Origin of the sequence: Pseudomonas sp. 18.1.10, assembly GCF_024655625.1 — a bacterium.
GTDB lineage: Bacteria > Pseudomonadota > Gammaproteobacteria > Pseudomonadales > Pseudomonadaceae > Aquipseudomonas.
In genome coordinates this window covers 1-3,599 of record NZ_JANLGL010000357.1, presented here as the reverse complement: position 1 = coordinate 3,599, position 3,599 = coordinate 1, and the positions used below count along the sequence as shown (strand labels likewise).

Annotated in this window: 4 protein-coding genes; 1 reads left to right on the top strand and 3 read right to left on the bottom strand. The window is 62.9% G+C overall.

Annotated elements, in window-relative coordinates:
- Window positions 1–91: 91 nt before the first annotated feature.
- The 3 genes from NUV89_RS28510 to NUV89_RS28500 are packed head-to-tail and all read right to left on the bottom strand — an operon-like array spanning window position 92 to window position 2,438.
- Window positions 92–1,000: a biotin-dependent carboxyltransferase family protein gene (locus NUV89_RS28510; RefSeq protein ID WP_257783943.1), complete on the bottom strand. Its 909-nt coding sequence runs from the start codon at window positions 998–1,000 to the stop codon at window positions 92–94.
- Entirely contained in the window at window positions 997–1,701 is a 705-nt protein-coding gene (pxpB, locus tag NUV89_RS28505; RefSeq protein ID WP_257783942.1) for a 5-oxoprolinase subunit PxpB, read from the bottom strand. Before pxpB ends, NUV89_RS28510 begins: the two co-directional genes overlap by 4 nt.
- Window positions 1,698–2,438, bottom strand: coding sequence for a 5-oxoprolinase subunit PxpA (locus NUV89_RS28500; RefSeq protein WP_257783941.1), 741 nt, complete (start codon window positions 2,436–2,438; stop codon window positions 1,698–1,700). The genes pxpB and NUV89_RS28500 overlap by 4 nt, the downstream gene beginning before the upstream one ends.
- A gap of 176 nt (window positions 2,439–2,614) precedes the next feature.
- On the opposite strand from NUV89_RS28500, the gene NUV89_RS28495 reads away from it, so the two are divergent.
- Window positions 2,615–3,535 (top strand): LysR family transcriptional regulator, encoded by a 921-nt coding sequence (locus tag NUV89_RS28495; RefSeq protein ID WP_257783940.1) that lies wholly within the window; start codon window positions 2,615–2,617, stop codon window positions 3,533–3,535.
- Window positions 3,536–3,599 lie beyond the last annotated feature (64 nt).

The window sequence follows — 3,599 nt, the reverse complement described above, 5'->3', positions numbered from 1 at the left end:
ACAGCGCGAATACGGTGTGTCAGCCACCTGATGAGCCGACTGAACCACCGCTTTCGCGAGCAAGCCCGCTCCCACATTTTTGATTGCGGCGTTACTTAAAACGCTGCAAGAACTCGATATGCTGCCGATGCGCCGTCTCCTGCACCACCGGCGCCAACCTGACCTTCTCCCCCGGCAAACACTGCGCCAGCCGCGCCAGCGCCAACGGCGTCAACGCGCCCAGACGCGGATAACCGCCAATCGTCTGCCGATCATTGAGCAATACAATCGGCTGCCCATCCGGTGGCACCTGGATCGCCCCCAGCGGAATCCCTTCGGAAATCAGCGACGGCCCCTGGTACTGCAACGGCGTGCCCAGCAAACGCATGCCCATGCGGTCGGCACGGCTGTCCAGGGACCACTCGGTGTTGAACGCATCGAACAGGCTTTGCCCGCTGAACTGGCCGATCTGCGCGCCGACGATCACATCCAACGGTTTATCGGACCGCAGATCCTGCGCATTCAGCACCTTCATGGCGCCGCCTGTACCGGAATAGGCCAGGCGCCCGCCTTCGACCAACGCCTTGCCAAAACCCTCCACACCGCCCAGCTCCTCACGCACAACCGTGGCGCAACTGCCCAGCACCTGCGGCGCATCAAACCCGCCCGGCGCCGCCAGGTAGGCCCGCGCACCGTTGCACGGTTGGGTGAAACGCAAACGCTGGCCCTTTTGCAGGATAAAACTGCGGCCGGGGCTGATGGCTCGCTCGTCGATGTACGCGCCCAGGTCCGCGCCGGCCAGGGCCAGCAAGCAATACTCCTCGGCCTGCAGGGTGAAACCGCCCAGGGTGATTTCCACCACTGGCGCGCCCAACGGGTTGTCCAGCAGCCAGTTGGCCCAGGCCATCGACACCCAATCCAGCGCGCCGCCCTGGGTCACGCCCAGGTGGCGCACGCCAAAGCGTCCGGCGTCCTGCAACAGGCACAGCGGCGTGCTGGCTTCGATAATCAAACGGCTCATGCCTGCGCCTCCAGCGGTGTGTCGTCGCCACCTAGGCGGATGAACTCGGCGTGATCGACGGGTGCAAAGCGCACCGTGTCGCCGGGTTGCATCAGGCTGTAGCCATCGCGCTCGCGGTCGAACAGCTTGGCCGGGGTGCGGCCGATCAGGTTCCAGCCGCCGGGCGACACCACCGGATAGGCGGCGGTTTGCCGTTCGGCGATGCCGACGCTGCCGGCCGCCACACGTTTGCGCGGCGTACTCAGGCGCGGCGTGGCGAGGATTTCATCCACCAGCCCCATAAAGGCAAACCCGGGGGCGAAACCGAGGGCGAACACTTGGTATTCGTGGGCGCTGTGCTGGCGGATCACTGCATCGACACTCAAGCCGCTGCGCTGGCTGAGCACGCTCAGCTCGGGGCCGACGCTCAGGTCGTACCACACCGGCAGCACATGGCACTGGCCGCTGCCCCGGGCTTGCGGCTGCAAGTCCGTCAGGGCCTGATCGATCAATGCACGCGCCTGGGCCGGGCTCAACGCGGTGAGGTCGTAATGCACCATCAAGGTTGTGTAGGACGGCACCAGGTCCACCAACGCCGGGCCGAAACCATCGCGCAAGCGCTGGGTGGCGGCGAGCATCCACGGCATGTTGGCTTCGGCGATGGCATCAAACAGGCGCACCATCAGGCAGTCGATGGCCACTACTTCAATCCGTGGCTTCATGCGCTCTTCAAGGCCTCGCGGATGCGCTGCACGGCAGCGACCGAACTGGCGTTGTCACCGTGGACGCACAGGGTATTGGCCTGCAACACCAGCGGGCTGCCGTCGCTGGCGATCAGCGCTTCGCCACGGGAAATGGTCAGGGACTGCTGCACGATGGTTTCGGCCTCATGGTGTACGGCACCGGGCAACTGGCGCGAAACCAGGTGGCCCTTGTTGTCGTAGGCACGGTCGGCGAAGGCTTCGAACCACAGGGTCACGCCATATTCATCGCCCAAGGCCTGCGCAGCGCTGTTGTCGCGGGTCGCCAGCAGCATCAGCGGCAGGTCGCCGTACGCGGCAACGGCCTGGATCACCGCACGCAATTGCGTCGGGTTGGCCATCATGTCGTTGTACATCGCGCCGTGGGGTTTGACGTAGCTCACTCGCCCGCCCTGGGCCCGGCAGATGCCGTCGAGGGCGCCGATCTGGTAGTGCAACAGGTCCTGGATTTCCTGCGGGGTGTAGGCCATGGAGCGGCGGCCGAAACCTTGCAAATCCTGATAGGCCGGGTGTGCACCCACTTGCACACCGTGCTTGAGCGCCAGGCTGACAGTCTTGCGCATGATGCTCGGGTCGCCGGCATGGAAGCCGCAGGCGACGTTGGCGCAATCGATGAACGGCATGACCTCGGCGTCCAGACCCATCGTCCAGTTGCCAAAGCTTTCGCCGATGTCACAGTTCAATAGCAAGCGGCTCACGGTGGGCTACTCCTGTAGGCTTTATTTTTTTGTAGTGTGGGATTTTTTACACAGAACTCGCAACTTGTCCTGACCCCCCTACGACGCTTATCGTGGAATAGCTCGATTTTTGGCGCTGGCCCGGTGCGGCGTCCAACTAATAAAAACCGATCCATGCATAAGAAAAAGTTGATCCCATGAATTTGAAGTTCCTCGAAACCTTCGTCTGGGTGGCCAAGCTCAAGAGCTTTCGCCTGACCGCCGAGAAGTTGTTCACCACCCAGGCCTCGATCTCCAGCCGCATCGCGGTGCTGGAAAGCGAACTGGGGGTGAAGCTGTTTCTGCGCGACTCACGCGGCGTGAGCCTGACCCCGGAAGGCTTGAAGGTGCTCGATTATGCCGAGCAGATGATGGTGACCATGCAGGGCTTGAAGCAGTCCCTGGAAACCACCAGCAGCAAGGTCGGGCGCATCCGTATCGGCGCGATGGACACGGTGATCCACACTTGGCTCAGCCCGTTGGTGGCGGAACTGATGGACCACTTTCCGCTGGTGGAAATCGAATTAGTCGCCGATACCGCATTGAACCTCAGCGATCAGCTGCAAAAAGGCTTCCTCGACCTGATCCTGCAAACCGACCTGCTGCGCCTCGAAACCGTGCGCAGCCTGGAACTGGCCAGCCACCCCATGGCCTGGATCGTCGCCAGCCAGTCGATCTACCACCGCGACTACGCGTCCCTCGCCGAACTGGCCCAGGAACGCATCATCACCTACTCGAAAAACTCCCATCCGCACCAGGACGTGCTGAGCCTGATGCACGCCAACGGCGTGGCCGCGCCACGGATGAGCTGCGTGAATTCGGTGTCGGCGATTACCCGCTTGCTGCGCGATGGCTTCGGCATCGGCGCGCTGCCGCCAGTGCTGGTGATGGAGGAGTTGGCGCGGGGGGAATTGGTGATGTTGCCGATGGCGCAGAAACTGCCGAATCTGCAGGTGGTGGTGTCGTGGCGGGTGGGGGTGGAGTTGGTGGAGGAGATTGTCGGGCTGTGCCAGAAGGTGGTGGCCCGGTATGCCGAAGAAGTCGGCCCAGAGCGGATGCAACTGGCAAAACCCGACTAAAAATGTGGGAGCGGGCTTGCTCGCGAATGCGGTGGGTCAGTGAATAAATCTTTGACTGATACAC